At 66.0% G+C, this 639-nt stretch carries 1 protein-coding gene; it reads left to right on the forward strand.

Annotated elements, in window-relative coordinates; genetic code table 11:
* Positions 1–144: 144 nt before the first annotated feature.
* On the forward strand, positions 145–639 hold a 495-nt coding region (locus tag L6Q67_RS23950), incomplete at its 3' end, for an ATP-binding cassette domain-containing protein (RefSeq protein WP_296576145.1).

A 639-nucleotide genomic window follows, 5' to 3' on the forward strand; every position in this document is an offset into this window, starting at 1 on the left:
GATCGGGTTCTGCCGCTGGAGCGGGCGCCCGAGGCGCTGAACGCCCTGCTGCGCCGCGAAGTCGCCGGCAAGATCGTGCTGACGCCGCCCGCCGCCTGACCGCAACCGCTCAACACCATGAAAATGAAAGGGGAGGGCGCCGGGATGGACGCCGTCACAATCGCGCCGCCCAGAGAAGCCGCCGCCGTATCCGTCACCGAGCCGTTGCTGTCGGTGCGCGACGTCTCCATCCAGTTCGGCGGCGTCATGGCGTTGAGCAACGTCTCATTCGATCTGGAGGAGCGGCGGGTGATCGGGTTGATCGGCCCCAACGGCGCCGGCAAGACCACCCTGCTCGACCTCATCTGCGGCAAGACCAAGGCATCCACGGGCAGCATCCAGTTCAAAGACCAGGAGCTGACCAAGAAGTCCGAGCACGCCATCGTGCGCTCGGGCGTCGGTCGCAAGTTCCAGACGCCCTCCATCTACGAGAACCTCAGCGTCTTCCAGAACCTGGAGGTGTCCTTCCCTCAGGGCCGATCGGTGCTGGGCGCGCTGGCCTTCAAGTGCACCAACGAGGTCAAGGCGCGCGTGCAGGTGGTGGCCGAAGAGATCGGCCTGGCAGACAAGCTGGAGATGGAAGCCGGCCTGCTCAGCCAC

Origin of the sequence: Zoogloea sp., from assembly GCF_023150065.1 — a bacterium.
Taxonomy (GTDB): domain Bacteria; phylum Pseudomonadota; class Gammaproteobacteria; order Burkholderiales; family Rhodocyclaceae; genus Zoogloea.